The organism is Nitrosospira sp. Nsp2, from assembly GCF_003050965.1.
Lineage (GTDB): Bacteria > Pseudomonadota > Gammaproteobacteria > Burkholderiales > Nitrosomonadaceae > Nitrosospira.
Map to the genome: position 1 here is coordinate 118,993 of NZ_QAOU01000001.1, position 24,784 is coordinate 143,776.

The 24,784-nt window shown below is 53.0% G+C and carries 30 protein-coding genes; 13 read left to right on the plus strand and 17 right to left on the minus strand.

The annotated features are described in order from the left end of the window. The first annotated feature begins 101 nt into the window (after window positions 1–101). The 10 genes from C8R31_RS00475 (at window position 102) to rlmD (ending at window position 11,595) form a co-directional block, all read left to right on the plus strand. The gene (locus tag C8R31_RS00475) at window positions 102–1,970 is read left to right on the plus strand and encodes an SIR2 family protein (RefSeq protein WP_219907415.1); all 1,869 of its coding nucleotides are present in this window, start codon (window positions 102–104) and stop codon (window positions 1,968–1,970) included. A gap of 173 nt (window positions 1,971–2,143) precedes the next feature. Next, window positions 2,144–3,421, plus strand: coding sequence for a hypothetical protein (locus tag C8R31_RS00480; RefSeq protein ID WP_219907416.1), 1,278 nt, complete (start codon window positions 2,144–2,146; stop codon window positions 3,419–3,421). A 115-nt stretch (window positions 3,422–3,536) separates the two neighbouring features. After that, on the plus strand, window positions 3,537–4,823 hold the full coding sequence (locus tag C8R31_RS00485) for an SH3 domain-containing protein (RefSeq protein ID WP_107692139.1): 1,287 nt from the start codon (window positions 3,537–3,539) through the stop codon (window positions 4,821–4,823). 429 nt (window positions 4,824–5,252) lie between these two features. Next, window positions 5,253–5,546, plus strand: a complete 294-nt coding sequence (locus C8R31_RS00490; RefSeq protein ID WP_107692770.1) for a helix-hairpin-helix domain-containing protein — start codon at window positions 5,253–5,255, stop codon at window positions 5,544–5,546. 135 nt (window positions 5,547–5,681) lie between these two features. Further along, the gene (cysM, locus tag C8R31_RS00495; protein WP_107692140.1) at window positions 5,682–6,569 is read left to right on the plus strand and encodes a cysteine synthase CysM; all 888 of its coding nucleotides are present in this window, start codon (window positions 5,682–5,684) and stop codon (window positions 6,567–6,569) included. Window positions 6,570–6,790: 221 nt separating this feature from the next. Further along, the gene (locus C8R31_RS00500; RefSeq protein ID WP_258192468.1) at window positions 6,791–8,683 is read left to right on the plus strand and encodes a YdbH domain-containing protein; all 1,893 of its coding nucleotides are present in this window, start codon (window positions 6,791–6,793) and stop codon (window positions 8,681–8,683) included. 7 nt (window positions 8,684–8,690) lie between these two features. Further along, complete coding sequence (locus C8R31_RS00505) at window positions 8,691–8,966, plus strand: hypothetical protein (protein ID WP_107692142.1); 276 nt, start codon at window positions 8,691–8,693, stop codon at window positions 8,964–8,966. A gap of 11 nt (window positions 8,967–8,977) precedes the next feature. Then, window positions 8,978–9,406, plus strand: a complete 429-nt coding sequence (locus tag C8R31_RS00510; RefSeq protein WP_107692771.1) for a YdbL family protein — start codon at window positions 8,978–8,980, stop codon at window positions 9,404–9,406. Window positions 9,407–9,454: 48 nt separating this feature from the next. Next, window positions 9,455–10,228, plus strand: coding sequence for a 3'-5' exonuclease (locus C8R31_RS00515; protein ID WP_107692143.1), 774 nt, complete (start codon window positions 9,455–9,457; stop codon window positions 10,226–10,228). 53 nt (window positions 10,229–10,281) lie between these two features. After that, the gene (gene rlmD, locus C8R31_RS00520) at window positions 10,282–11,595 is read left to right on the plus strand and encodes a 23S rRNA (uracil(1939)-C(5))-methyltransferase RlmD (protein ID WP_107692144.1); all 1,314 of its coding nucleotides are present in this window, start codon (window positions 10,282–10,284) and stop codon (window positions 11,593–11,595) included. Window positions 11,596–11,677: 82 nt separating this feature from the next. On the opposite strand, the gene C8R31_RS00525 is transcribed toward rlmD, so the two are convergent. Beyond that, entirely contained in the window at window positions 11,678–12,376 is a 699-nt protein-coding gene (locus C8R31_RS00525) for a Bax inhibitor-1/YccA family protein (RefSeq protein WP_181320315.1), read from the minus strand. A 247-nt stretch (window positions 12,377–12,623) separates the two neighbouring features. After that, window positions 12,624–12,791 carry a hypothetical protein gene (locus tag C8R31_RS15750; protein ID WP_181320317.1) on the minus strand — a complete coding sequence of 56 codons (168 nt, stop codon included), beginning with the start codon at window positions 12,789–12,791 and terminating at the stop codon, window positions 12,624–12,626. A 443-nt stretch (window positions 12,792–13,234) separates the two neighbouring features. Between C8R31_RS15750 and C8R31_RS00535 the strand changes: the two genes are divergently transcribed. Beyond that, window positions 13,235–13,495, plus strand: a complete 261-nt coding sequence (locus tag C8R31_RS00535) for a hypothetical protein (RefSeq protein ID WP_181320319.1) — start codon at window positions 13,235–13,237, stop codon at window positions 13,493–13,495. 427 nt (window positions 13,496–13,922) lie between these two features. Next, window positions 13,923–14,255 carry a hypothetical protein gene (locus C8R31_RS00540; protein WP_146164513.1) on the plus strand — a complete coding sequence of 111 codons (333 nt, stop codon included), beginning with the start codon at window positions 13,923–13,925 and terminating at the stop codon, window positions 14,253–14,255. 415 nt (window positions 14,256–14,670) lie between these two features. Here C8R31_RS00540 and C8R31_RS16360 read toward each other — a convergent pair whose 3' ends face one another. Both C8R31_RS16360 and C8R31_RS15890 read right to left on the minus strand, forming a co-directional pair. Then, window positions 14,671–15,267 (minus strand): DUF1566 domain-containing protein, encoded by a 597-nt coding sequence (locus tag C8R31_RS16360; RefSeq protein WP_258192469.1) that lies wholly within the window; start codon window positions 15,265–15,267, stop codon window positions 14,671–14,673. 308 nt (window positions 15,268–15,575) lie between these two features. Beyond that, window positions 15,576–15,713: a hypothetical protein gene (locus tag C8R31_RS15890; protein WP_181320321.1), complete on the minus strand. Its 138-nt coding sequence runs from the start codon at window positions 15,711–15,713 to the stop codon at window positions 15,576–15,578. 107 nt (window positions 15,714–15,820) lie between these two features. Between C8R31_RS15890 and C8R31_RS00555 the strand changes: the two genes are divergently transcribed. Next, window positions 15,821–16,036, plus strand: a complete 216-nt coding sequence (locus C8R31_RS00555) for a hypothetical protein (RefSeq protein WP_107692149.1) — start codon at window positions 15,821–15,823, stop codon at window positions 16,034–16,036. A 1,229-nt stretch (window positions 16,037–17,265) separates the two neighbouring features. Here C8R31_RS00555 and C8R31_RS16680 read toward each other — a convergent pair. The 13 genes from C8R31_RS16680 to C8R31_RS00620 form a co-directional block, all read right to left on the minus strand. Then, window positions 17,266–17,628, minus strand: coding sequence for an HNH endonuclease (locus C8R31_RS16680; protein WP_107692150.1), 363 nt, complete (start codon window positions 17,626–17,628; stop codon window positions 17,266–17,268). Window positions 17,629–17,633: 5 nt separating this feature from the next. Further along, window positions 17,634–18,218 carry a hypothetical protein gene (locus C8R31_RS00565; protein WP_107692151.1) on the minus strand — a complete coding sequence of 195 codons (585 nt, stop codon included), beginning with the start codon at window positions 18,216–18,218 and terminating at the stop codon, window positions 17,634–17,636. Then, window positions 18,215–18,667, minus strand: a complete 453-nt coding sequence (locus tag C8R31_RS00570) for a retropepsin-like aspartic protease (protein ID WP_107692152.1) — start codon at window positions 18,665–18,667, stop codon at window positions 18,215–18,217. The genes C8R31_RS00565 and C8R31_RS00570 overlap by 4 nt, the downstream gene beginning before the upstream one ends. Continuing rightward, window positions 18,668–19,732: a hypothetical protein gene (locus tag C8R31_RS00575; protein ID WP_107692153.1), complete on the minus strand. Its 1,065-nt coding sequence runs from the start codon at window positions 19,730–19,732 to the stop codon at window positions 18,668–18,670. Continuing rightward, window positions 19,708–20,091 carry a DUF6950 family protein gene (locus C8R31_RS00580; protein ID WP_146164514.1) on the minus strand — a complete coding sequence of 128 codons (384 nt, stop codon included), beginning with the start codon at window positions 20,089–20,091 and terminating at the stop codon, window positions 19,708–19,710. Before C8R31_RS00580 ends, C8R31_RS00575 begins: the two co-directional genes overlap by 25 nt. 167 nt (window positions 20,092–20,258) lie before the next feature. Beyond that, window positions 20,259–21,410 carry a phage major capsid protein gene (locus tag C8R31_RS00585; protein WP_181320322.1) on the minus strand — a complete coding sequence of 384 codons (1,152 nt, stop codon included), beginning with the start codon at window positions 21,408–21,410 and terminating at the stop codon, window positions 20,259–20,261. A 96-nt stretch (window positions 21,411–21,506) separates the two neighbouring features. Next, a complete protein-coding gene (locus C8R31_RS00590) occupies window positions 21,507–21,881 on the minus strand; it encodes a hypothetical protein (protein ID WP_107692156.1) in 375 nt (124 codons plus the stop codon). A gap of 154 nt (window positions 21,882–22,035) precedes the next feature. Continuing rightward, window positions 22,036–22,308 (minus strand): hypothetical protein, encoded by a 273-nt coding sequence (locus tag C8R31_RS00595; protein ID WP_107692157.1) that lies wholly within the window; start codon window positions 22,306–22,308, stop codon window positions 22,036–22,038. A gap of 5 nt (window positions 22,309–22,313) precedes the next feature. Further along, a complete protein-coding gene (locus C8R31_RS00600; protein WP_107692158.1) occupies window positions 22,314–22,517 on the minus strand; it encodes a hypothetical protein in 204 nt (67 codons plus the stop codon). Further along, window positions 22,514–22,912, minus strand: coding sequence for a hypothetical protein (locus C8R31_RS00605; RefSeq protein WP_107692159.1), 399 nt, complete (start codon window positions 22,910–22,912; stop codon window positions 22,514–22,516). The genes C8R31_RS00600 and C8R31_RS00605 overlap by 4 nt, the downstream gene beginning before the upstream one ends. Further along, complete coding sequence (locus tag C8R31_RS00610) at window positions 22,912–23,964, minus strand: AAA family ATPase (protein WP_107692160.1); 1,053 nt, start codon at window positions 23,962–23,964, stop codon at window positions 22,912–22,914. Before C8R31_RS00610 ends, C8R31_RS00605 begins: the two co-directional genes overlap by 1 nt. Then, window positions 23,961–24,398, minus strand: a complete 438-nt coding sequence (locus tag C8R31_RS00615; protein WP_107692161.1) for a hypothetical protein — start codon at window positions 24,396–24,398, stop codon at window positions 23,961–23,963. The genes C8R31_RS00610 and C8R31_RS00615 overlap by 4 nt, the downstream gene beginning before the upstream one ends. Next, a complete protein-coding gene (locus tag C8R31_RS00620) occupies window positions 24,395–24,610 on the minus strand; it encodes an AlpA family transcriptional regulator (protein ID WP_107692162.1) in 216 nt (71 codons plus the stop codon). Before C8R31_RS00620 ends, C8R31_RS00615 begins: the two co-directional genes overlap by 4 nt. Window positions 24,611–24,784: the final 174 nt, after the last annotated feature.

Below are 24,784 nucleotides of genomic sequence, written 5' to 3' on the forward strand. Positions count from 1 at the left end.
GTTCTTCGAGCGACGCAAGTCATTGCTTCCGATGCATTCTTGCAAAGCATTGCAAGAGAATATCGGAAAAAGAATGTGGATATCAAACCAATGGGACTCTCGTGCCATCCTCTTTGCCGGTAATGTCCGCTGCGGAGTTCGCCTGCGCGTTTGCTCTCCGTCCGCACTTGTTCGCATGGTTCCTGGGGGCGGGCGCTTCCGCTGCGTCGGGTATCCCGACTGGCTACGCAATGATTCGCGACTTCAAGACGCGCATCTTTTGCCGGGAAATGGGCTATTCGATAAAGGAAGTGGACGCAGCGGACCCGCTATGGGTTGCCCGCGTTGACAAATTCCTTCGAACGAGTTCGCTACTGCCACCTGATGGCGACCCCAACGAGTACGGAGCGGCCTTTGAAGCTGTCTACCCTAACGAGCGGCATCGTCGTCAGTACATAGACGATGCCATCAGCAAAGGGACTCCATCCTTTGCCCACCGAGCTCTGGCCGCGTTGATTTCGAGCAAGCAGTTAAGCTGCGTCTTCACTACGAACTTCGACGCATTGATGGAGACATCGGCGACGTTGACTGACCAGTTGCTTCTGCCAGAGAAGCGAGCAATGCCGACCGTGGCTGCACTTGACTCGGTTGAGAGAGCCCAACGTTGTGTTGCGGAGTCCGACTGGCCATTGATTGCAAAGCTTCATGGAGACTATAAGTCAACAAAGATAAAAAATACCGGCATAGAACTGGAGCATCAGGACGAGCGCATGCGCGGTGTGCTCGTAGAGGCTTGCAAGCGCTTTGGTCTTGTGGTGGTGGGATACAGCGGCCGAGATGTCTCGGTTATGGAGGCGCTTGAATCCGTCCTGAAACACTCTCCCGTCTATCCGAGTGGACTGTATTGGGTCACGTCGTCTAAGTCGAAGCTCCTACCGGCAGTTCAGAGACTACTTAAGAATGCTTCTATAGCCGGGGTGGACGTCGCAGTGGTGGAGTCAAAGACGTTCGACGAGTTGGCAGGGGATGTAATCTCCCACGTCCGCCTTCCAGATGTGCTCCTGGAACACGTGATGCAGCAGCGGACACCAGCCAGGCTCCATCCGGTCAAGCTGCCTGAGGTAGAAGCAAGGGCCTTTCCCATCCTACGCTACTCTGCGTTATTGGTTGAGGGGATGCCGACATTCGCCCGTCGCATTTCTCTATCCAAAGCTGCAATCACCCCAGCGGTGTGGGAACTCCTGAAGGAGCAACGTTGCCGCGCCGTCGTTGCGGTACTTGGTCGCGAGCTAGCGGTGTTCGGCAAGGATGCAGAGGTGCTAGTTGCGCTCCAGTCGCTGGGCGCCCGCATTGATGGTACCATCGGCTTGGACCCCGCGAAGGACAGCTGGGCTTTAGGTCTTCTATATGACGCGCTTGCCAAGGCATTGTCTCGACGACGCCCCCTTCTGCCCCGATTCAAGCGCTTTGGACACGTATTAGTTGTTACCGCCCCACGAGAAGGTGAGGACGCGGACAAGACACAGAGGCGCGTGTCACAGCTTGCCCGGCTCAGGGCGGCTTATGACAGCAATCTGACTGGAGCAGTTCCCAACCTGGGATACCCGTACCAAGAGGGCGTCTACCTAAAGCTGGAGTGTATTGAAGACCGCTGGTGGTGCGGCTTCGAGCCCTCCACATTCGTCGACGTCCCCAGGGAAATTAGAGACGCAAGTGCGGCCCAAGACAGGGATGAGCTTGGGAGCTTTGTTTTTGGCAAGAGAGACCCCAGCGGTGACTGGAGGCGTGAGCGTTGGGCTAAGAAGTACAATCCAGATTGGTCCCAGATCGTCGACGCTTGGGCCATACTTCTCACCACCTGTGAGCACGGGCAGGTCTCAGCGTTTGGTCTACAGGGAGACGAAGGCATAGACGCTATCTTCCCGCTGTCGCCAGTGACCGGTTGGAGCCGTCCTTCGCATCACCATGCCTACTTCCAGAGGGCCAAGTGATGGCGGTTTACCCATCATTCTCCAAGCTTCCGCCATTCATCCTTCTTGACGAACCGAAGTTGGCCTTCTCACCGTCGGATGGAACGCACGTCGATGTCCATCCGTTGCGAGGGCTCGTTCGATACAGCCCGTTCTCAAAAGGTTCCTTTGGGGGTTTTACCGCCAAGGTACGAATGGCAACAATAGGCCCGGAAAGTGCCTTCAAGAGGCGCGGCGAACTTATGGCCTCGCTGCGGAGAGAGTTTGAGCCTTCAGACCGCAGGGAATACGTCCTTAAATTCCCGGGCTTTGAGCGGCTCTTCGATGTGGAGCTAGTCTCTGCACCAGCTACGGCCCACATAAAGTGGCCCCACTCCCTGGGGCAACTCGGAGGGGAAGGATCGGTCGAGGCGCGGCTTTTTCAAGCTATGGAAAGCGCGTTGCGTAGGCTCGATGCCGTCCGGACCGAGTTTGACGTGGTGCTGGTTCACTTCCCGGATTCATGGAGCCCAGCGACTCGAGCAAAGGGGTTTGACGCACATGACGCTTTGAAAGCTCTTGGCGCTAAATACAACATTCCGACACAGGTTCTCAACGACCGAGCGTTCACATTTAACTACAAGGCGTCGCTTGCATGGCGGCTTGCGATTGCGTTGTATGTGAAGGCTGGTGGAATACCCTGGAAGCTGGCTCGCGTATCTAGCGTTCCCGACGAAACCGCTTATATAGGCTTGGCGTACGCTCTCCGAGGAGACCAGCGAGAAGCACACTATGTCACTTGCTGTTCACAAGTCTTCGATATGGATGGAGGGGGGATGCAGTTTGTTGCCTTTGAGGCCCGAGACCCGATCGCCGATTTTGCCGAAGCAAGGCGAAACCCTTTCCTCAGCCGTGACGATATGCGGGCGGTGCTCGCCCGAAGCCTCGAGCTTTACCAAGGGCGAAACGGAGGTAATCTTCCTAAGCGTCTCGTCATTCATAAAACGACGGCTTTCAAACCGGAAGAAATCGACGGGACCTTTGATGCGCTTGCAGGCGTGCCCGAGGTGGAGTGCATCGAGATAGGTACCAATCCCAGTTGGCGAGGGGTTTGGCTGCTTGACTCTGGTAAGAAGTCTCCCCCAAGCAAGCCGTCGGGCTATCCTGTGCCGCGCGGGACTGTTGTATTCCGTTCAGGTACGTCCGCGCTTCTCTGGGCGGCGGGTAACGCCCCCGAAGTTTCAAGTACCGGCGACTACTATCAAGGCAAGAAGAGCATCCCAAAACCGCTACAGCTCATTCGTCATGCAGGTCGCGGTCCCTTAGAGGTGGTAGCACATGAAGCGCTGGCACTGACAAAGATGGATTGGAACAACGATGCCCTGTACGATCCAGTACCAGTAAGCATTCGCTACTCGCAGAAGTTGGCACGGACGATTGCGAACGTCCCGGACTTGCCCGGCAAGACCTATCCATATCGACTCTTTATGTAGCGTATTGCCGCCGAGCTGTGCATTCTCGAAATACTGAAACGCAAGTATTATTTGTCCACCGATCAACCCTTCGTACCTGCGGAATTCTGCGTGCGTACCTTCCGAACGGCCTGACATGAGCGCATTCAAATCCTCCCGCGAGTATCTCAAGGCCTTAGCTGGGGTCAGCTCAGCGAGTCCGTTAGCCGCATCATTCGGAAGCTCGCTGGCACAGCGGGAATACGAAAAGTCGATTGCACAAATCACATCGATTGAAAAGCAAACCAAATCACTCGGCTTAGCTGCCCAGTTGCAGGGCTCTGCAAGCGAGATGGCTGGTCTGACATCATCCAAGATACTGCAGGGGGCCTTTGCAGGTCTTACCTTAGAGCGCGAGTGTGCTGCCGTTACAGCCGCCCAGGGTACGACGCGAATGCTGGAGAATGCTTCCGGTAGCGGTGCGGCTTTACGTGAATATGCCAAGGCCATGGACCTCACAAGCCAGGTCAAGAAATTGGCGTTGGGATTTGATGTCAAAGCGGTCTCCAACGAGTATCTAAGGGTGGTGGAAGCTGCTAGCGCAACCATCCAGCTTGCGAAGACCTTCGGCGGGACCTCCGCACACCTCGACTATTTGAAGGGTCCCGCGAGTGCCAGCTGGATTCAGCAGCTGTCGAAATCTATGGTGGAAGACGACCTCTACCGCCGGTTTCTGGGCACGTTTGAGGCTCGACAGTCAATCTCGAGCGAGATATGGTCATCTGCTGCTGCTGAAATAGCGAAGCACCGCTACGACAAGCTCTTCTCCGTATCGGACGTTTGGGCGAAGCAAATTGAACTGCTGAAGCGCCCGGAGTATCTTGATACCTTACTCGCTACCATCGAACGCGACGTATCTGGCCACCGCTCTCATGCAGAGGATTTTGCCGGCAACGATGTGGAGGACCAAGACGGCGAAATGTTGTTCGGCCAGCTCGGCCAGGTGGACAGTCCTGAGCGCTTCCGCGAAGTCCTTAGCCGTTGCTCGCCAGGGATAAAGTGGGTTCTCCTAAATATTCTGCTCTATGTGATGTTGCCGGCCATGATAGGGATCTCGGTTAATCTGGTAACGCCTCACCTCGAAGACTATCTTCACCGAAATCAGGCCGTGACCCAGCGCGAGCAGATAAAGGATATCAAGAAGCTCTCGATGGGAGAGCTTGGCCTTGCACTACGTGACTATCGATTTGTGACCGCGCCAACCTTGGTGCTCCGTGCCAATGCGAACTCCCGGTCTGCACAGGTAGGAAAGCTGCAATTTGGGCAGGTGGTAGCTGTTGTTTCCTCACAGCGAGACTGGACGAAAGTTGCATACGAGTATGGAGGCGGACAGGTGGTAACAGGATGGGTCTTTACCCGGTACACCGAAAAATTCCGGCGATAAGCGCGAAGCTGCCGGGAGCGAGAATGATTGCGCTGATAGGGCGAAAGTGTAAACAGCTGGGAAGAACAAACCGTTTTGTTTATACTTTTCCCAAAATTCTGCGGATTCTTCCCCTTCTCACTCTCTCCCATCGAACTTAGTAGATACATCCTCAGTAACCATAACCGAAATAATTTCACCACAGGTTTAGCCCAGGCTGGCCGTAATCAGACAGGTTCCAACGAATAAAAATATGCTGCTGGCAGGTATTGCCGTGCCGCGTGTACCGCCTGCTGTCCCGTTTAAGGCTGCGTTGCGAGATACTGACTTGGAGGAATGAGGGGTGTTTTTATCTGGAGAAACGGCTTATCGATTCTTCCGGTAAACATTACGCTTCAAAGCTGCCTCTAAGCGAACCAAAATGAGCGAAAAAAAATGCGGGGGAAGTTCATGAAAACACTGTTTCTGATCATCGTCACATTATTCGCACTCACCGGCGCAGCGTTCGCGGCGGTCAACGTCAACACTGCTACCCAGGCCGAACTGGAATCATTGCAGGGAATTGGCCCGGCGAAAGCCAAGGCAATTGTCGATTATCGCAAGAAGAATGGTCCTTTCAAATCGGCAGACGACTTGCAAAACGTCAATGGCATTGGCCCGGCGACTATGAAGCGGCTCCGCAAGGATGTGACCGTTGGGAGCACCTCTGCAGTCAAGAAGGACGCCAAGCCTCCCATCAAATAAAACAGACAGTTGGCTGGACGCTCGAAGTTACTCAAACGCCCACGGTAGCGAGTTTTGGGCTGCCTTAATCTTCGGCTCTACCATTTGTTTGGCCGTATGCCATAATCAAGCATCGTCTTTCTCAATTCCTTTTTCATGTACAAGACCCTGGAAAACTTCGTCGGCAACACGCCACTGGTAAAACTCAAGCGCCTGCCGGGAAATACCGGCAATGTTGTTCTTGTCAAGCTGGAGGGCAATAATCCTGCCGGTTCGGTAAAAGACCGGCCGGCGCTGTCGATGATTACGCACGCGCAGGAAAGGGGAGAGATCAAGCCGGGCGATACTTTGATAGAGGCCACCAGCGGAAATACGGGGATTGCGCTGGCGATGGCAGCAGCGATGATGGGTTATCGCATGCTGCTCGTGATGCCGGAGCATCTCAGCATCGAACGGCGGCAATCCATGAAAGCCTATGGCGCCGAGATTATACTCACGCCAAAAGAAGGAGGCATGGAAGAAGCCCGCGATGTGGCCGAGCGTATGCGCACCGAGGACCGCGGGATTATTCTGGATCAGTTCGCCAGCCCCGACAACCCCGGGGCGCACTACGAAGCCACTGCTCCCGAGATCTGGCGGGATACGGGGGGCGAGATTACCCACCTCGTAAGCAGCATGGGGACCACTGGAACTATCATGGGTTGCTCACGGTATTTCAAGGAAAGAAAACCGGAGATACAAATCATCGGTGTCCAGCCGGAAGAGGGCGCCCAGATTCCGGGAATTCGGAAGTGGCCCGAAGCCTATCTGCCAAAAATCTACGATCCTCGCAGGGTGGATCGAATTATGCTCGTTTCTCAGGCTGAGGCCGAGGAAACAACCCGGCAGTTGGCACGCGAGGAGGGGATTTTTGCGGGTATTTCGTCCGGGGGCGCATTGGCCGCTGCACTCAAAATTTCCGCCGCGACAGAAAACGCCACTATTGTCTCAATCGTATGCGACCGCGGCGATCGTTATCTTTCCACGGGCGTTTTCCCAGCGTAGTATTGTGCCTCGTTAAGTGCCCGCGTTGTCAGCGCCATTAACCCGCTGGCGATTCATGGCTGATCGTAATGATAAAGCTCGTCAAAATATTGACACCATTCTTGATCGCGAGCTTTTCCGCATACGCTGAATCCCGCATTACACTTTCCATCGATGACGTTCAGAGTCCCTTTTTAAATTCAAAAGGCGTTCAGGTTAGCCTGGCTGGTTCACGGGCTTCTGTGCTGGAGATTAAACTGGGAGAAATGGAGGTACAGGGGAAAAGCTGGCGTGATCTACGATTTTCCTGCGCCAAGTTTCAGGTTACGGGTAGCGCGGGTCGTTGCGAAAAGGGCGTGCTAAGGGTGTCCCCGGCTCCACCGCTCCCCGTCGCTTTCCTTTTTTCTTCTGCCGACAAGACACTGGACGTACAGCTCCAGGCTACAACCGATGCGGCGAGCGGAGGCTGGAGGCTGTCTGCCCGCTGGGGAAGAGCGGGGTGGGAGGGCAGGCTTACGGCTGCGAACGGCCAACTGGCACAACTCCAGGGGCTTCTGCCGATTGCAGGAGGTGAAATTCTGCCTTCCTCTACGAAGGGTAATATCAATGGCAAGATCACACTGCGAGGCAACGCAGACGGCGTTGCAGAAATTAGTGCGAATGTGGCCGTGAATGAACTGGCGTTCAGCGACGCGAGTGGATTGCACGCAGGCGAGAACATCGGTGTTGAGGTTAACATAAACGCCAAGCGAGGGTACGGCCCGACAAGGAGGCTGTGGGAATGGCAGACTGGAGTGAACTGGCTGCAAGGTGAAGTTTTCTGGCAGCCGCTCTACTTCGTCGGCCGAGACTATCGTTTTAACGCGAGCGGTGATTTGTACGAAACCATCCTTCGCCTGGCCAAAGGAAATCTTTTTCTCAAGGATATCGGCGAGATGGATTTCTCGGGTGTGGTAGACACGTCAGTCACTTCTTTGCGTGACTTCGACTTGAGGGCGGATAACCTTGAGTTGGGGGGTGTGTTCAGCCAGGTTCTGAAGCCTTTTCTGGTGAACACGCCTTTTGCCGAGCTGAAGGCCGAAGGGCGTGCCGGAATTCAATGGCAATTCCGCCAAGGTGCCCATCAGTCGCTCAACGTGAACCTGCATGAGACCTCTTTTGAAGATGGGCATGGGCGCTTTGCATTTCGCGGGGTAAATGCACGCGTTCCGTGGCGAGCGCAAGGCTTGACCCAGACCGGCATCAGTATCCGGAGCAGCCAGTTGGGAAAGCTTCCGATAGGCGAGTTTGAGGTGCCCCTGCAAATTGACGGACCGAATTTCAGTATCGCGCGAATGGTGGTGCCAGTACTGGACGGGAAACTTACGCTGGAGGATTTCAATGCTTCACCGCAAACCGAGGGCGGACTTAATGGTTGGCAATGGCAACTCAGCGGCGGGCTTTCGCCAATATCAATGGAAAAACTGACTGAAGCGCTTGCAACGCAGTCGATGAAAGGCACTTTGTCAGGCACGATCCCCCGGGTAAGTTACAATGGTTCCGCTGTTGAAGTGGATGGCGCACTGCTTTTCAAAGTATTTGACGGCACAGTTAAGTTAGGGAATCTAAAAGTGCTTGATCCGCTCGGACCCGCACCTTCTTTTATGGCTGATCTGGATATGCGCAATCTGGATCTCAACCAGCTTACCGGTACGTTTTCGTTCGGCAGCATGCAAGGCCGCATTGATGCAACGGTGAATGGTCTGGAGCTTTTTGACTGGAAGCCGGTGAAGTTCGATGCCAGTATCAGGAGCAGTGCCGGAAATTATCCCCGCCGGATTAGCCAGGCCGCGGTCCAGAATATTTCCTCCCTTGGAGGATCGGGAGCAGCTGCGGCCATTCAACGCAGCTTTCTGCATTTTTTCGACCAGTTTGGCTATCTGGAGATCGGCTGGAGCTGTTCGCTGCGCCACGGCATCTGCCACATGGGCGGGATAGAGTCGGAACCCCTACCGCATGGCTATCTTATTGTTAAAGGCGGTGGAATCCCGGCGATTACAGTGATCGGCTATAATCGCAACGTCGATTGGGATGAGCTGGTGAGCCGGTTGCAGCGGATAACGCAGGCAAGAGATATTAAACCTGTTTTTCAATAAAGAGAGCATGAAAAAACTTTTGGGCGCAGGCTTGTGCGCATTGACGGCTATGGCTCTGCCCGGATGCGTCACCATCAATATTTATTTTCCTGCCGCTGCTGCCGAGAAGGCTGCCGACAAGATAATCGAAGAAGTGTGGCAATTGAAAAAACCGGGAGAAGAAGGACAAGGAGGGCAGGGGGGACAGGAAGGCCAAGGGGGACAAGGCGCGGATAAACCCAGGACGCCGGAGCCCGCCAGCGACCCTGCTGTACAGCAGCAGCAACTGCAACAGCAAAAGTAGAGGTGAATACCATGCTCAACCCGCTATCGCTCTCCCGTTTTTTTCTGTTAATGCTGTTATCGTTGGTGCCGCTTGCCGGCTATACGCAAGCAAATATCGAAATCGATACCCCAGCGATTGCAAGTCTCAAGCAGCGCATGCAGCAACGTCACAATCAGCTTGAGCCGTATTATTCCAGGGGTGCGATAGGGCTTACGCGTGACGGCTTGATCGCGATGCGGGATGCCAACGAGTTGCCACTGTCGGCGCGGCAGACCGTCAATGCACTGATTGCAGCCGAGAACCAGGATAGAAACGCCCTTTACCGCGAAATCGCCCGCGCCAACGGTCATCCTGAGTGGGAGACGGACATTCGTTCGACTTTTGCTCAGCGGTGGATCGAGTTGGCGCGGCCGGGATGGTGGTATCAGAGTCCCAGCGGCGCTTGGGTCAGAAAATAAGACCCCGTCCTTCCCTAAAACAAGCTAAAGGCTTAAAGCCTCTCGACCGTGGCACCTGTCCTGGTTTTCGATATCGAGGCCGTCCCTGATACCGAGGGATTGCGTAGAATTCACGATCTGAGCCCGCAACTGAGCCCCGCCGACATTGCCGAAATGGCGTTTCAGTCTCGGCGCCAAGCCGTTGGCAATGATTTTCTCCAGTTGCATCTGCAGAAGATTGTAACGATTTCGTGCGCGCTGCGCGACAAGGACGATTTTCGCGTTTGGTCGCTTGGAAGCATTGCTGATTCTGAAGCCGAACTCATCCGGCGGTTTTTTGAAGGCATAGAGAAATACAGTCCCCAACTGGTTTCGTGGAATGGCGGCGGCTTTGATCTGCCGGTGCTTCATTATCGCAGCCTGGTTCACGGTATTCAGGCGCGCCGCTATTGGGACATGGGTGAGGATGACCGCGATTTCAAGTGGAACAATTACCTTAGCCGCTACCATACCCGCCATCTCGATCTGATGGATATTCTCGCGTTGTATCAGCCCCGTGCCAATGCGCCGCTGGATGAGCTGGCGAAGCTGATGGGTTTGCCCGGAAAATTGGGGATGGATGGCTCTCAAGTCTGGCATGCCTTTCAGGCGGGCGAGATCGCTGCTATACGCAACTATTGCGAAACGGATGTGGTCAATACCTATCTCGTGTTCCTGCGTTTTCAGTTCATGCGTGGACTCTTTGACAATGAACAGTATCAACGCGAATGTGAACTGGTGCGCTTCACCCTGAGCAAGTCCTCCGAACCTCACTGGCAGGAGTTTCTGGCTCACTGGGCCTAAACTCCTGCGGCTCCCGCTCTCGGAGCGGATCGCGTGATTCCCGCAGTGTAAAAATGATTACTCCTGTTATCATCGAATCCCTGGATCAGGAAGGACGTGGCGTTGCCCATGTGCAAGGCAAGGTCATCTTCATCGAAGGCGCGTTGCCGGGCGAGCTGGTTACCTATAACGCCTATCGCAAGAAACAGAACTTTGAACTGGCGCAGGTTGCGCAAATTCTCAAGCCCGCGTTTGGCCGGGTCACCCCTCAATGCCAATATTTCGGGACGTGCGGAGGGTGCAGTCTGCAGCATCTGGATGCTCGCACGCAAGTGGCGGCGAAACAGCGTGTCCTGGAAGATAATCTCAGGCATATCGGCAAGGTCAAGCCGGAATTGATATTGCCTGCTGTATATGGCGCAGCCTGGGGTTATCGGTACCGCGCCCGTTTGTCGGTGCGTTACGTGGCAAAAAAAGACACGGCGTTGGTGGGTTTTCATGAAAAGCGCAGCAGCTTCGTCGCCGACATGCAGACGTGCGAGATTATGCCACAGCGCATTTCCGCGCTTCTCATGCCATTGCGGAAGTTGGTTAACGCCCTTTCCATCCGGCAGCGACTGCCCCAGATCGAAGTCTCGCTCGGCGACGATGTGGACGTGCTGGTTTTACGCAACCTCGAGCCGCTCACCTCGAAGGATGAGGCCATTCTTAGGGCGTTTGCCGATCAGCACCGCATTCAGTTCTTCCTGCAACCCGGGGGGCCTAAAACAGCTTATCGCTTCCACCCGCAGAACGCCCCCGAGTTGAATTACACCCTGCCGGAATTCAACATAGTGATGCCGTTCGATCCCACGGAATTTACCCAGGTAAACCCCTCGATGAATAGGGTCCTGTTGCGGCGCGCGCTAAACCTCCTCGATCCGCTGCCTGGAGAACGTATTGCAGATCTGTTTTGCGGGCTGGGGAATTTCAGTTTGCCCATTGCGCGGCGGGGCGCATACGTTACTGGCTACGAGGGAAGCGCAACCTTGGTGCGCAGGGCTGCGGAGAACTCGGAACGCAATAAGCTTTCGCCACGTACCAAGTTTGCTGAAACCAATCTGTTCGAGATCGATGAGCGGTGGATGCAAGAGCAGGGGCACTTCGACAAGATGCTCATCGACCCTCCACGTGAAGGCGCAATGGCTGTGGCAACTTCCTTGAATAAGGAACAAGCCCCGCCCTGGCGGATCGTCTATGTTTCCTGCAATCCTGCGACGCTCGCCCGCGACGCCGGGGTGCTGGTGCATCGGAACGGCTACTCATTGAAAGCGGCAGGGGTGATCAACATGTTTCCCCATACGGCGCATGTCGAGTCCATCGCGCTGTTCGAGAAGGAGAAAGATTGAGGGGAGGTATCGCAGAAACCAAAAGGGGCGCCTGTTAGCCAGGCGCCCCTTTTTTATGCTGCTATACCGGCTAGCTGCTGCGTTAATCCCTCTCGCCCGAGAAAGCCAGCAGCAGGTGCAAAAGGCTGGTGAAGAGGTTATAGATGCTGAGATAAAGACCCATCGTCGCCATCACGTAATTCGTTTCGCCACCATTTACGATGCGGCTTACATCAAACAAGATGAAACCGGAGAACAGCAGCACCGCCACTGCCGAGATGGCGAGGGAGGCCGCCGGCACCGCGAAGAACAGGTTGGCAAGCGAAGCAATGATTAGCAGTATTAATCCCACGAACAGGAAATTTCCCATGAAGCCGAAATCCTTCTTCGTCACGGTAGCGATCCCTGCCAGGGTAAAAAATATCGCGCCCGTTCCAGCGGCCGCAGTTGCGATGATTTGCCCGCCATTCCTGAAGTGAAGCGCGTATTGCAGTATCGGGCCCAGCCACCAGCCTGCTACGAAGGTAAACGCAAACAGCAATACGATCCCCATCACGCTGTTGCGGGTTGCGCTAACGCCAAACAAAAGACCCATCATGACGGCAAACATTACTAGCGGCCCCATGATTGGAGCTTGCGCCAGGAAAGCGAAATTAGTGCTCATCCCGATCATGGCGCCGATAACCGTCGGAATCATGGTCAAGCCAAGCATCCAGTAGGTATTGCGCAAAACCTTGTTGCGGGCTACCGCCAGTCCGGTTTGCGCAGTCGGGCTAGAATAACGAAGTTCAGGTTGTTGCATGATGTCTCCCAGGTTGACGAACAACTATACACTGCATAAGACTACTCATGTTTGGAAAAAGTTGCAATGCCAATCCAATATAGCCGTAGGGGTTTTGGCAAAATCACGCTTCGAGTATGATCGGTGGCGGGAGGGACCAGACGAGCATTTCACCCAGCAGACGTGAAAATGCTCAACCTGTTATCCAGCAGAAGGTATTCAGACGTTAAGTAATACGTCGTAATACGTCCGCCAGAGCGTTACTGCATTATTGTTCGGTCTTTGCCGCCATTCTTATTCGCGCCTGAGCCTCTGCCTTATTTGCCTCTGAAGCCTGACGCCCGAATGCGTCGCGAGTTTCCTTATCTGCCAGAGCGCCCTTGATGCTGCGCTCGCATCGCCATCGTTTGCCATTTCTCGTGACGAACAATTGCATGTCTTCCCGCGGATGGGGCTTATGGCAGTGGTAGCAATAGATGGAGGCAGGCACGGTATAAAGAAGTTTAGAAAGTTATTAAATGGTTTCGACGTTGGACGAGCTTTGGCGTGCTATTTACTAAAGGACACTACTAAAAACGAATTTCCTCGATACTGAGCCTTGGCTGTTCCGATTTTTTTGTTTACAGGTTAGGCGTCAAAATGTAGATACGTCATTGAAGGGAACATGGCTGCTATCGAGTCCGTGTCTGATAACTTGGGGGTCTCCGATTCCAGACGAAAAAGCAACGCGCCTAACTCATCGTCGGTTCCCACCTCGCCACTTAAGCCGAACATATCTAACAAATTCGCTTTATTCACCGTTCCGTCCTTTCGTCGTTCATTTAAGAAATATTGCTTGAGCCGAGGGGGTAATAATCTCATTCAAAAATGATCCGATCTGTGCGATTCCGCACCCAGCTATTGATGAAGTGGAACAGTCGCCTGATCGAGGCGAACGGATGCGCGGTGGGTACCGCTACTGTTCTAACTGGGATTGACCTCAATGCTTGGGTATGGGTTATCGGTAGCGAACGTATGAAGGCCGATAAGGAGCATCGCATACCGCCTTCCGACGCTGCCCTGGCTGTGCCCGAGAAGATGGAGCGGTCTACAAAATTGATTTCCTGGGCAGATCTGAAGGGGAGCGATTATCCGACTTGAGCCTACAATGTGATCCATACGAGAAATATTTCGAAGTCGTATGGGGCAAGTTGGGAATGAAGCCGGCGGTGTATGTAACGTGCACAGGGTATTGGCGCACGCTTAGGGTAAAAAATAATAGTGGTGCTACAAAACCGATCCATGCATCGTTTTGAGCAGCGTTCAATCGTCCTCGCACAGTGATAAGAACGGAGGCAGCCACCTCTTAATTTAGAGCGACCCTGCGACTTTAAAGAGCCCAGGCCGAGCCAAAGCACTTACTCAACCCTGTCAATTCCCTGGATTCACGCTACGAGGGGGGCGCCGAAATGGGATCTGTAGAGTCATGATCGGCATCAAGAAAGATATGTATTCTCTTAGCCTCGCTCTCAGCGTAGTATGGGGTTCTTGTCTTTAATGATTGTGCGTTATAAATAAGGGGGCTTACTTGAGATTCTCATTTCCCGCTGAAAAATTCAAAACAGCGCGCAGTAACCTCATGCTTCCTCACCCTAAAGGTGAAGCTGCTTCAATCGCGGATGCTTTTGCTGAATGTGCTTCCGGCATAAGTAAGGTAGACCCGGTGGATCTGGACGACTACGCGCGGGAGGCCCTAAGCAAACTTAATGCGCTTATTGACCCGATCGGATTAAGAGATCCGGCAGGCCGGGGCATGCACACCATTAAGGCAGAAAAACTATCGATCGAACAAAGGCGTGAACTGTCCTCAACAGTTGATGAACTCGCAAGCTGGTTTGACATCAAGTCTCGGACTTCCTAATGGATTCCACCCCTTAGCCTGGTCTGGCTGAAGCTCGGCCTGTTCGAGCTCGAGAATTCATGGGACCCGTCTTACCTCATCCGTTAATGAACCGGTATCCGGATTGTGTATTTATTTGTAGAGCAAAACGGGCGGGAACTTCAAAAATTCTTTATTCATGCGAGTTCTGAAGGATGGGCGGCGGACGCGGTGTCCGCCATCAAAGCTAGAAGAACCGCATGGATATTGACTTTTGTAGCTACCTTTAGATTTAATATACATTTTAGTTAGCCACGTGCTCGGCCGCTCGGCCATTTCGGGCGGGAGTTCTAGTGGCCACACGAATCGCTATCCATCTTGATTTCCCTTTATTAAAAAAATAGCCCGGTAGTGGCTGTCCCACTCCGGGCAACTATTCCCTACAGCAAATTGCTATTTAGGATACTAGCTTTCTCCGACGCGCAATAAATCCGACCAAACCTAGCCCAGCGAGCAGCATAGCGTAGGTGTCGGGTTCGGGGATGTTATTAACAGCTATAGCGTAATGCCCAACATTCTTAGCATCCGCGAATTCATCGCCACGATAAAAGCGAAACGCCGAGTGTGTATCAGCATCACCAGTGGGGGTCGTCGTCCAGTAAGCAACGTTATAGTCAGCCTGGATATTACTGAACAGCGCGAATTTTGCATTGTTATGGCTCTCATAAATGGTGTGGCCATTTATCCCCTCTAAATCATCAAAAAACAGATGTGATAACTCGCTGGTGGAAGGAAGATGCCAGTCGCTGTAGCCGCCCACGTTAAGCTGGCTCGCCCAATTATTTGCTGAGCTCCAAGTCATCAAGCCATCAGTATTGTATCCGGACGTCTTAGAGTTGTTGGCATCTGCAAGCCAAACGATATCAAGAGCAGTATCTTTAATAACTCCATTTCCTAGATCCTCTAAAGCGGCTTGAGCAATAGGAGTGCAAACAAATCCCGCTGCCAATAAGAGGCTAGCAACAATATTTTTTGAATTGAGTCGTTTATTCATTTTTTGTTCTCCTCAAAAGATTAAGTAGGTTGCTCGGTCTAAGTTCTATTGAACTAGTTCCTAGCCCAACAATAATACATAGGAGTAAGTCATTTTATTGTGAAGGGTTGGGTGAAGTAAGAAAACCCGCCGCGTAGTTAAGGACAGCTACCGATGGCCGTCGCGGTTAGAGTATTTTTACTTTTTTGTTACGGTTTATGCGAGGACAGGGATAGGCGCGGTCTGGAGGTGTATTTCCTAGACTTTTGACTCCAACTTTGGGTCATTCTCCTTGAGCGGGTGAGATTTTTCCCAATTAGGTATGATTTTCAGTCTTCTCGCGTATCGATAGCACGCATATCCTTAATCGCCAGATATTCTTTGCGCTGATTGCTAAAGCCTGCGTGGCACATTTGCTCCAGCCCGCGTCCCCGATGATAGCCATTCATTTTGTTAGGCTTGCACATGAGGCATCCGACCCTGCCATTCTTTGTCTTACCGCGCTTATGATTCATGTTGATATTTTAATTTGTACCCGGATAATCCGATCTGACGCTAAACAAAGGAGAAACACATGCGCCAACTAGAGTATTCACTTGAATCAAAGGACGGAACCAAACCACGCATTGGGCCGGTTATCCTTCAGGCAGCACTTGATGATGAAGAAACACGTACCACTGCAACGCAGTTGCTGCAAAAAGATCATCCCGAGGCTTCAATTGATGATTACGAGCTCCATGTTATATGGACGGAACTGACTGTGCCACCTTCGAACAATGGGATAACTTGATCCCTTTCTGTCGCGAGCCTGAGTATCCCATTGAGATTGGGCAAGACTTGGTGAGACAGTGCGAGATGGTGAATCAGGCTGAGACCGCGTATTTACGGGGTTTTGAGGCAGTGTGGAATCTTGTGAGACGATGGGGGTGGCGGAGGCGGTGTCCGCCATTAAGCCTCTAAGAACCGCATGGATGTTAGGTCTTAGAAATTGAATGCGTTTCGCTCTACAATTCACGCTACATGAAGGTGGAAACGGCCATGCCCTCTACCGCTACCTGAATCTTGGGAGCCCGCATTTACTCGCGGATCAATTTCCAAATAGGCTTAACCTACACGGCCCGTCATTTCTCTTACGAGACCTCAGCGGTTGGCAACCCCCTAAGGCTGACTTCCGTCCTTCCTGTAAGGAAGGGTGCGGACCTCAATTTAACGTCGTTTCCTAATTGCTTCCCACTCGGTTAAGCGCTCACCTGTTGCCACAAATGCGTGAGGATGGGAAATTCAAAAATTGGGTCAAGATTTGGCCTCCTTCTCAAGTTTCCCGATTTGGGGAGGTGATTTTATCCGTTGTTTAGCTCTACTTCAAGCACAGCAAAAGTGCTGACTAAAGTACAATGGATGAAGTTAGTTTTTAGGGATATACATAGCCCGGTTTCATCTCTTCTTCGACTTGGCAGGTTCTCCTATGTTAAGGCTTCTATATATCACGCTGCTCAGTAGCCTCTTGGCGGCGTGTGTCACAGCCCCGACTCGCTCTGACAGTGGGGCTTTCAAACTCACCCAACACGGCGAAATACCCACCTCCAGCACCCAACCTTTCACGGATTGCTTGATGGATGGGTTCGACGCAAGTAGCACAATGCTGACAAATGTATCAATTCGGCAGCAGCGGCGTACTGAGCGCTATCGCGTAGAAGTATTGACTCACTCGTCAGTTCTGCTTAGCGCGGATGTCTTTGACAATGGTCGCGTCGAACTTTATGAAAGCTCGACTGCGGCTCTGATTAATTTATCTAAAGAACGAAAAGCTTTTGCTGACTGCCTTAGCCGCTTCCGCGCGCCGAGCTAGGCTAGAGCAAGCTCTATCAGAAGCCCTACAATCAATTTAAATTGAGATGCGGCTGCCCCAGCATTGCCGAGGCCGACGTTCTTTTAACCTTTTTTGTTACGATTTATGAAAGTAAAGGGAGGAGCGCGGTGTCCGGGTATGGACTGTAGAGATCGGGATGCCGGGAGGGGTTACTTGTGCCAATGGTGCGACTTGTCCCGAGGAATTCCGTTTACATCGCATCCGCTATTCATCCGTGGCTTTGTCGTAATACCTCTCGCCCTGTTCGATTCCTGCTGAGTCTTTTCCTTGTGGCAAGGATTGCACAATCCGACCGTGTTGCTTGCATCGTCTGTGCCGCCTTCGAACAACGGGATAACGTGGTCCCTTTCCGTCGCAAGCCTGAGTATCCCTTTCTTCTGGCAGTTAACACATAAGGGGTTACGCTTGAATAGCTCGGCTCGGGCCTGCTGCAATGCTCGGCCTCTTAACCTGGTGGCGCTTGAGTTGGGCCGGTTTGACCATGATTTACGCTGTGCGGATGTGGGCCTCATGCTCGCTAATTGATACTTCTAAGAAACTTTTTACTAGTCCACACGACCGGATTAGCTATCAAGTCGGTGAGCAGATCAAAGCCGGTATCAGTTGGATGTTTTGCCTTTTGCTGTGCTGCGTTTAATCGGAGACCGGGCGCCTTTTTCAATCCGTATGCTGAGGTTTCGCATTTCAGTTGAATGGCTCCCTCTTGCCCCTCAATGGAGACGGCCATCACGTCCATGATCCCGCGCCAACAAAGCTGAGGCGTACCCACAAGCTGGAATGATTCGTTTAACGGACAAAAGTACATCTTCGCCGGTCTGCCCCGGTATTGCTCAACATCTCCGACGGCGAGAGCGAGAATGGAAGCTTGCGCGACGTTTAAAGTGAAGGTCAGCGACTTTGACTCGACGCCCTCTGATTCTTCAATAGGGCTTATTGATCCGATGGTTCCCAGACCGACCCATTCATGACCGCCCCAGGTGATATTAATGTTTGACGAACAGAGATACTCTGTGGAATCACGAAAGCGCAGCTCAACGAAGTAAATAGTGCCAGTTACAGCTTTCTCGAGCTGGGCCTGCTGGGGTCCGGATAAGGTAGTCATATCGATCCTTTTTGGGGCGTAACACTGAATGACCACTCAGTATTGGAGTTAACATTTTTTACTGAAAATTTTCCGGCCGAAATTATGTCCATCCCTATAAGAACATCCCACCATACATCGCCTGGACTCTTGGAGATAACAATCAGTTCATGGAAAGTAATCTTGCTGGGGAGCGATAGGTTTATCACATAGGCTTCGCTCTTTTCCACCCCCCCGTCCACACCTTGTAGGTAGCCTCTTATCGACTTCATAGGCTTTAAGCCCAAGGCTTCAACCACTCGCCGCGTTATTACTGATTTGGTCGCCCCGGTATCCCAGCAAGCGTTAAATTCAATTCTTTCGCATTCAGGAATTCCATTGGCCGGGTTAAACGGGTGAGAGACATGGCAAGGGGTTCCTAAGGATGTCAGCAATCCGTTTTCAGTTGTAATAGTAAAGCTTCTATTCATTTAACATAGTCCTTGTATTGGCTCATCACAGACATTGGCCGCCGTGATGTAACTGGCGATCGGTATGTCCTCAATATCCACTCCGCACATTTCCGAGGTAAGGTAGTCGAGCGCAATAAGTGCCGGATTACTGCTCCATTCGGTTAAGCCGCTGCGCGGGTCGTAAAGCTTACGTCCCTTCATCAGAACGTTTATTTCAGGCAAGCCGTTCTGAAACTCTGCTTGCCTCAAGTCCAACCTTATGACGGTATACGTGAAGCCCCGCAACACTGCAGTCTCTTTCCACTTGTCCGGACACTCAGCCAGTAATGAGGCATCGGCCGGATCGGTCGGGGTGCCTAGGTGCTTCTTAACGCGGACTTGGCTCGTGTTTTCTTTGTACTGGTAGATAACGCGGTATTCATTAACTCGCAACGTGCCGATGGGAACCGGCGATGACGGAGATCCTGTAACGGTAATAGTGTTTCCCACGCGAGAGTAAGTTACCTCGCCACTTACCGGGCCGTAGGGAAGCGGTATAGAGCCGGAGTAGAGTGCGCCCCACGCGATAACCTTTACCGCACTGGAAGGCGTATGCGCGAGCGTGAACGGTGACGTTGCGAACGACTCTGTTATGGTCTCGGTCTTGGTTGAGTAGTAGTCTCCGCTCGTGACAAAGCCATCAGCATCCAGCGTGCCGAGCGGTTTGTTATTGATGTAAACCTCATCAATGGACTCTGATTCTCCTGCCGCATGGACGCAAACAAGATGCTGGTATTCGTCGTTCGCCCCGCTCTTCAGGACGGCTACAATGGCCGAGCCGACCTTCGATCGGCCATACACGTAGACATGAGGCGCTTCAGTTGCAATGCGCGTGACGGTGCGCTCTTGCAGCGAGTTGAGAAAATCTTCTCTGGCTTTGGCTGCCGCGCGCCTGGCTTTCTTCGCGGCTTTCTTCTGCTGAACCGCGCCGAATACAGTCGTCCCGATGGTCATCGCGATAGAGGCGACGGTAAAAAGTGTCGCCGCGGAGGCGGCCGATATAGCGGTAGCTAAAGCCCCTATTGCAACGAATACGGGTGGCATGTCCAGGCCTCCATTGCTACAGTGCGGTCAGTAAAAATCAAGCCATCGAGCCCAACTGAAACGATGTGCCGGCCACTAAAGAGGTGTGCCGTGCCTTGATAAATTGTTAAGTCGCCGTCTTTCGCCATGTGGGGGTTGATCTCCTTCAGATTGCCCTGGAACAAAGCCCGAATGCCGCCCAGGTCTCTTAGCTTTTTGGTAGCTTGTCGCGCGGTGCGCCAAGGCTTGTGCTCGGTCAGGTAATCACGTCCTGTCTTAATCTGGATCCATGCCCCTATGAACGTGCAACAATCGTGAGACCCCCACTTGAACGGCTCCGTTAGATGCGCGGTAATGTATTCGGGTAATGTCATTGGCATTACAACCTTGCTTGTTAAGTTATCCATAAAAAACCCCCGGCTTTTGGGGCCGAGGGTCTCTTTTGCCTGCCGCGCGACCAATGGAATGAGATCGCCGCAGGCTGTCGGGGTTATCGCACTAGCCGACTGATCGGGCGCACTTACTGTTACGCGCCTATTGAATCTCATTAGCTGGCCGCAAACTTCATCAGTTTGATTGCGCGGAAGTCGCGCATACCGCCGCCGACTCGCTTGGTCGTGTAGAACAAGACGTGAGGTTTCGCAGTGAAAGGATCGCGCAGCATGGCTGTATTGCGGTCCACAATTGTGTAAGCCCGTTGGAAGTCACCGAACGCGATAGACAGGCTGTCTGCGGCAATGTCGGGCATGTTCTCGTCTTCGTGTACCGGGTAGCCCAGCAACGTGTCAGGCTGGCCGGCTTCCAGGCCCTGCTTCCAGATGTAGTCGCCGGCTGTGTTCTTGAATGCCCGAACCAGCTCAAGAGTATTGGTGTTCATTGACCAATGAGCATTAATGCGGTACCGCGGCTTAACCGCATGGACCAGCTTTATCAACTTGTCGGAAGGGTTGCTTGCAGCGAACGCTCCAGAGGCGCCAGATGCGACATACTGGAGAGCGGTATCTGCTCGCACGCCGTCTGCTGTGCTGGCAATGTCGTACGTCAGAATGCCGCGCGGTTTATTGACGCCGTTACCGGTCACGAACGCTACTCCCTCGCCTTCTCCGAACGCTTCGGCTAACTCCTCAGTCAACCAGTTTTCCAGGTCGAAAGCGTTGTCATCAAGGAGACGTTGGGTGACTGCCGGGCTGGCGTATATCTCGCCCATGGCAGGTTTCAGCTCCATGAAGCGCGCGCCATCAGTCTGCGGCCTGTCTGTCTTCTCACCTACCCACGAGTACTCGGTTCCGCCTACACTGTGAAGCATGGAATAGTCGCCGCTATTGATCTGAACTACTCGTGCCAGTTGCCGCATTGGGGAGAGTTCGCGCAGCGCTTTGGAGATAACGCTATCAATCTGAGTCGGGACCAGGTAGCCGCCATCCGGATCGCTGACCGTCGACATGGATTTGATACTGCGAGCCTTGGATTCGAGCTCGCGCTCGCGGCCCGATCGCATATAGCCTAGAAATGCCTGCTTGTATTCCCGCGCTTCGGGATCGCTGCCGCCGTCGTCATAAGACGCGCCGGGCCGGTTGGCTTTCTTTGCAAATTCGTTGAGTGCGCTTTCCAGATTCTCAAGACGTCCGCCTTGGACTTTCTTAAATTCTTCGAACGCGTCGCCCTGCTTCTCCAGTAGTTCTTTTATCTCGTAATCCAACTTGTTAACTCCTTTAATATGTCATAGAATTACTCTAAAAGTTAGAGTATGTCTAAGTATATAAAGGATAATTCCCTGTTTGGGCGTATCAGGGAATTACGGATTGAGATTTAATTTACACCAGGTAAGCTTGTTGCGAATGGTCTTGAATGTTAGCGATTGCCGGCCTGCTCGGGGATGATGGAAGACTATGACTTCCCAGACACGATCGACCTTTTCGATGGGACTTGCCTCAGTGCCGTAAATATTCCGGCGCGCCGCTTCAAGTTCCAGCTCATCCAGCAGCCGATCGAAGGTGAGGGGTGTTTCTATCCTGGCTGTGACTTCGAGGAGATATGCCTTTAAGGGGCCGGGTCTCTTGCCTACCCTGTGATGTTTCTGGAAGGAAAGCCCCAGCCTGATTAGGCTGAGGGCCTCTTCACGCTGGGGGCTCGGTGGTAATGTATTCTCCAGGTAGCTGACTAGGCTCACTTGGCGCCGTCCAACTCTGAAACGATCTTTTTAGCTTGGGAGCGTGAATAACCCAACTGCTGTACAAGCTCTTTCTCGATCCTTCTTTTTCTCAACGCCTCAGCCCTGTCTCCTCCCTTTCTCATGGCTTGCGCGTAAATATTCCCCCCCGCTCTTAGTGGCATACTTTGTTCTCCCCTCTGCGGTAGGCCAGCAAGGGACCGCCGATCACTTTGTTGTCGGTACCCACCGCGAATAGCTCTAGCCCGTTCACGTCTGCTTGCAAGACAAGCCGGGCCCTGCCTGTGTTGACCAGATCGTCAACAGCGTCCGCGGCCTCCTGGCTGTGCCGGCCGATGGCGACCACCATCAGCTCCATAACCTGTAACGCTGTTTTGACGCCGTTTTCCAGTGTGTCGAGTATTTGTTCGTCTATTTCCTGTGTCATTTTTTTTATCCTTTTAGAAAATCGTTTTTTTGGCATTGGCTACGCGAATAAATCACTATCAGCGCGGTTTCCAGCAACCCGTTCCAGAGATCGAAGCCTCGGGTAGGCCCACCCCCATCAATTACGCGGGTATGCGTGCAACGATGGAAGCGCGGGTTCCAGGTATAAGCGCTTGAGATGTCATGCCCCCCTACCGTTACGCTGATCATCTCGCCTCCTTTGCTTCTGCAAGGATCTGCGACTTGATTGCTCGGAAGCAGGTGAGGGCACTGTCGTAATCTGCCAGCGCTCGCTCTAATGCCTCCGCGTGATCCTCATCAGTAAAGGCATACGCTTCACCGCAAAAACGTACCAATTCAGTCAGCTCGCAACGCGCAACAATCGCCCCTTTATTTTGGGTAGCTAGTTGCGCGTGTTTTGGTGAGCTTGTTGCGCGGTAGTTGCGTTGCCTGTTGCGTGCTAGATCAAGCAACGACGCGGGTTCTAGGGTAGAGAGTTGCGCGGTAGTTGCGTTGCCTGTTGCGCTATTTATAGGTGATAGTTGCGCGGTTGCGTTGCTAGTAAACGCAACACGCAACTCGCTCGGTTTTAAGGGGGTATTCATCAACTTCCCCTCCTTGTCCGGTACTGGTTCGAGCTTTTGTCTGCAGCGTTGTTCTGTATCAATCCGGCCTCGGAAGCCTTGCGATACGCTCTGGAGACATTCGACTTATGAATACCCAACTCAGCAGCAATGTCTGCCTGGGAGAGCCCTTCATTCGCCAAGGATATAACTCGGTCGTACGTGGACTCGGTTACAGTCCTCCATACCCAAGTGCTTTTTCCGTCCTCATCAACGGTAAGCTTGGCCTCGATTGGATCAACGTCCGGCCCGGCGAGGTGACGCGCTTTCTCATAGTGGACTTCGAAGCAAGCGCCGTCGGCCGGATCGTAGTCTGGTGGACGCTGGAGGGATATAACGACATCCAGTAGATCCTCTCGCTTGGATGTTCCGCGCTGCTGCCCGCTCTTGCCACTGTGATGGATGAACAGAACGCTACGACCAGCGCGTCTCTGAAGTAATGCCCACTCTGATACGCTCACCCAGCTTTCAGCGTCGTTCTCACGGCCTCCACCGCGCACAAGGCAAGAGAGGTTATCTATCACTATCAACTCTGCCTTGACGCGCTCAGCAACCTCGCTGATTGCTTCTTGGCCGGCATGGGTAGCCAAGTCCGGCATTGCACCGTCTTGAAGGTCAGGGGTAATTATCGAGAGATAGCCACGCTCGGGCTCGGCTCCACCGGATGTGATAATGGTGGTAAGCCGTTCCTGCAATGCGGGCCCCGGCATTTCTCCGTCGACCAGCAACACCCGCCTGGGTTTGTCCGCTTTCCAGTTAAGGAACTCACCCCCACCAGCTACCGCATAGCTCACCCCTAAGCTAACGTGAGTCTTTCCGGTGCCTCGCCAGCCATAAATCATGCTGAGGCTTTGAGTCATGAGCCAGGGGGATAGCATTGTGTCGCGAGGGGGTAAGTCCATACCGATAAAGTCATGTATGCCCACCACCTTTAGCGGCTTATCTAATGGTGGCCTCATTACTTTGGTTAGGGCCGCGAACGCAGACTTTGCTTCAGGTGATGCCTCTACCGTCGCCATCGCGTTTATGGTCATGCCGCCTCCGCTTGTTCAACGGTGTGGTAGGGCTTGATAAGAGTGAGCGCCGGCGCGGTGTCTACCAGGTCAAGCGCAAACGTAGCGAGTAAGCAGGGGTTAACTCGCATGATCTCCTGAACAAGAGCATCCACGCGGTGTGCGTCTTTATTGCGGTAGATTATTTGTACTGGAAGGCCGGCAAGGAACTTGAACTCTATCTCTGCCGGGTTTGCGCCTGCTGGGATGATGATTCTCGGGTAGGCCTGAGCCAGATCCCAATCGAAGGAAACCATGACGGTCTTAGAGGGAACCTTGCCGGATTCCCTGATTGACATAAACTGCTTGCCATATGGCGGCAGTCGTTTAGAATTGCGTTCGGAGTGTACTGTTGTTTTGGTTTCGAGAATCGCCTGGGTTGCCGCCCGGGCGATTTCTTTTGTGGGGTCGGTCATTCGTCCCCCATTTTCGATTTAAGCCAAGCCTCAACGTCCTTTATTGACCAGGCCGTAACCCGAGCGGACAATCGGGCCGGAGCTGGGAAGGTGCCGTTTTTCGTCCATCTCCACAATGTTGCTTCAGAAATATCCAGACTTGGCGCAAGCCTGGAAGCCCGGATGTAACCCGTCTGAGGTGGATTTTTGTAGTTTAAGTAGAACTTATTCATTCAGATTCCTTTAAGTTGGTCAACACGCTATCTTGTAGCGTTGCTATTCATTGCGACCATATGTAGGGTCACAAACGAATTATACATACGTCTGTGGGCCCGCCGCCAATGCTCGCTTCGCTGACGCAAATCGCTTCCCCCACCCTAAGCCCTTGGCGCGTTTTGCTACCCTTC

Coding starts and splice junctions, on each gene's coding strand:
- C8R31_RS00580 (WP_146164514.1), bottom strand. CDS start 20,091: ATGCCAATGACATTACCCGAATACATTACCGCGCATCTAACGGAGCCG.
- C8R31_RS00575 (WP_107692153.1), bottom strand. CDS start 19,732: ATGCCACCCGTATTCGTTGCAATAGGGGCTTTAGCTACCGCTATATCG.
- cysM (WP_107692140.1), top strand. CDS start 5,682: ATGTACAAGACCCTGGAAAACTTCGTCGGCAACACGCCACTGGTAAAA.
- C8R31_RS00620 (WP_107692162.1), bottom strand. CDS start 24,610: ATGAATAAGTTCTACTTAAACTACAAAAATCCACCTCAGACGGGTTAC.
- C8R31_RS00615 (WP_107692161.1), bottom strand. CDS start 24,398: ATGACCGACCCCACAAAAGAAATCGCCCGGGCGGCAACCCAGGCGATT.
- C8R31_RS16360 (WP_258192469.1), bottom strand. CDS start 15,267: ATGAATAAACGACTCAATTCAAAAAATATTGTTGCTAGCCTCTTATTG.
- C8R31_RS00480 (WP_219907416.1), top strand. CDS start 2,144: ATGGCAACAATAGGCCCGGAAAGTGCCTTCAAGAGGCGCGGCGAACTT.
- C8R31_RS00505 (WP_107692142.1), top strand. CDS start 8,691: ATGAAAAAACTTTTGGGCGCAGGCTTGTGCGCATTGACGGCTATGGCT.
- rlmD (WP_107692144.1), top strand. CDS start 10,282: ATGATTACTCCTGTTATCATCGAATCCCTGGATCAGGAAGGACGTGGC.
- C8R31_RS15750 (WP_181320317.1), bottom strand. CDS start 12,791: ATGCAATTGTTCGTCACGAGAAATGGCAAACGATGGCGATGCGAGCGC.
- C8R31_RS16680 (WP_107692150.1), bottom strand. CDS start 17,628: ATGAGGCCCACATCCGCACAGCGTAAATCATGGTCAAACCGGCCCAAC.
- C8R31_RS00490 (WP_107692770.1), top strand. CDS start 5,253: ATGAAAACACTGTTTCTGATCATCGTCACATTATTCGCACTCACCGGC.
- C8R31_RS00610 (WP_107692160.1), bottom strand. CDS start 23,964: ATGACCATAAACGCGATGGCGACGGTAGAGGCATCACCTGAAGCAAAG.
- C8R31_RS00510 (WP_107692771.1), top strand. CDS start 8,978: ATGCTCAACCCGCTATCGCTCTCCCGTTTTTTTCTGTTAATGCTGTTA.
- C8R31_RS00525 (WP_181320315.1), bottom strand. CDS start 12,376: ATGCAACAACCTGAACTTCGTTATTCTAGCCCGACTGCGCAAACCGGA.
- C8R31_RS00570 (WP_107692152.1), bottom strand. CDS start 18,667: ATGAATAGAAGCTTTACTATTACAACTGAAAACGGATTGCTGACATCC.
- C8R31_RS00555 (WP_107692149.1), top strand. CDS start 15,821: ATGCGCCAACTAGAGTATTCACTTGAATCAAAGGACGGAACCAAACCA.
- C8R31_RS15890 (WP_181320321.1), bottom strand. CDS start 15,713: ATGTGCAAGCCTAACAAAATGAATGGCTATCATCGGGGACGCGGGCTG.
- C8R31_RS00605 (WP_107692159.1), bottom strand. CDS start 22,912: ATGAATACCCCCTTAAAACCGAGCGAGTTGCGTGTTGCGTTTACTAGC.
- C8R31_RS00600 (WP_107692158.1), bottom strand. CDS start 22,517: ATGATCAGCGTAACGGTAGGGGGGCATGACATCTCAAGCGCTTATACC.
- C8R31_RS00595 (WP_107692157.1), bottom strand. CDS start 22,308: ATGACACAGGAAATAGACGAACAAATACTCGACACACTGGAAAACGGC.
- C8R31_RS00565 (WP_107692151.1), bottom strand. CDS start 18,218: ATGACTACCTTATCCGGACCCCAGCAGGCCCAGCTCGAGAAAGCTGTA.
- C8R31_RS00485 (WP_107692139.1), top strand. CDS start 3,537: ATGAGCGCATTCAAATCCTCCCGCGAGTATCTCAAGGCCTTAGCTGGG.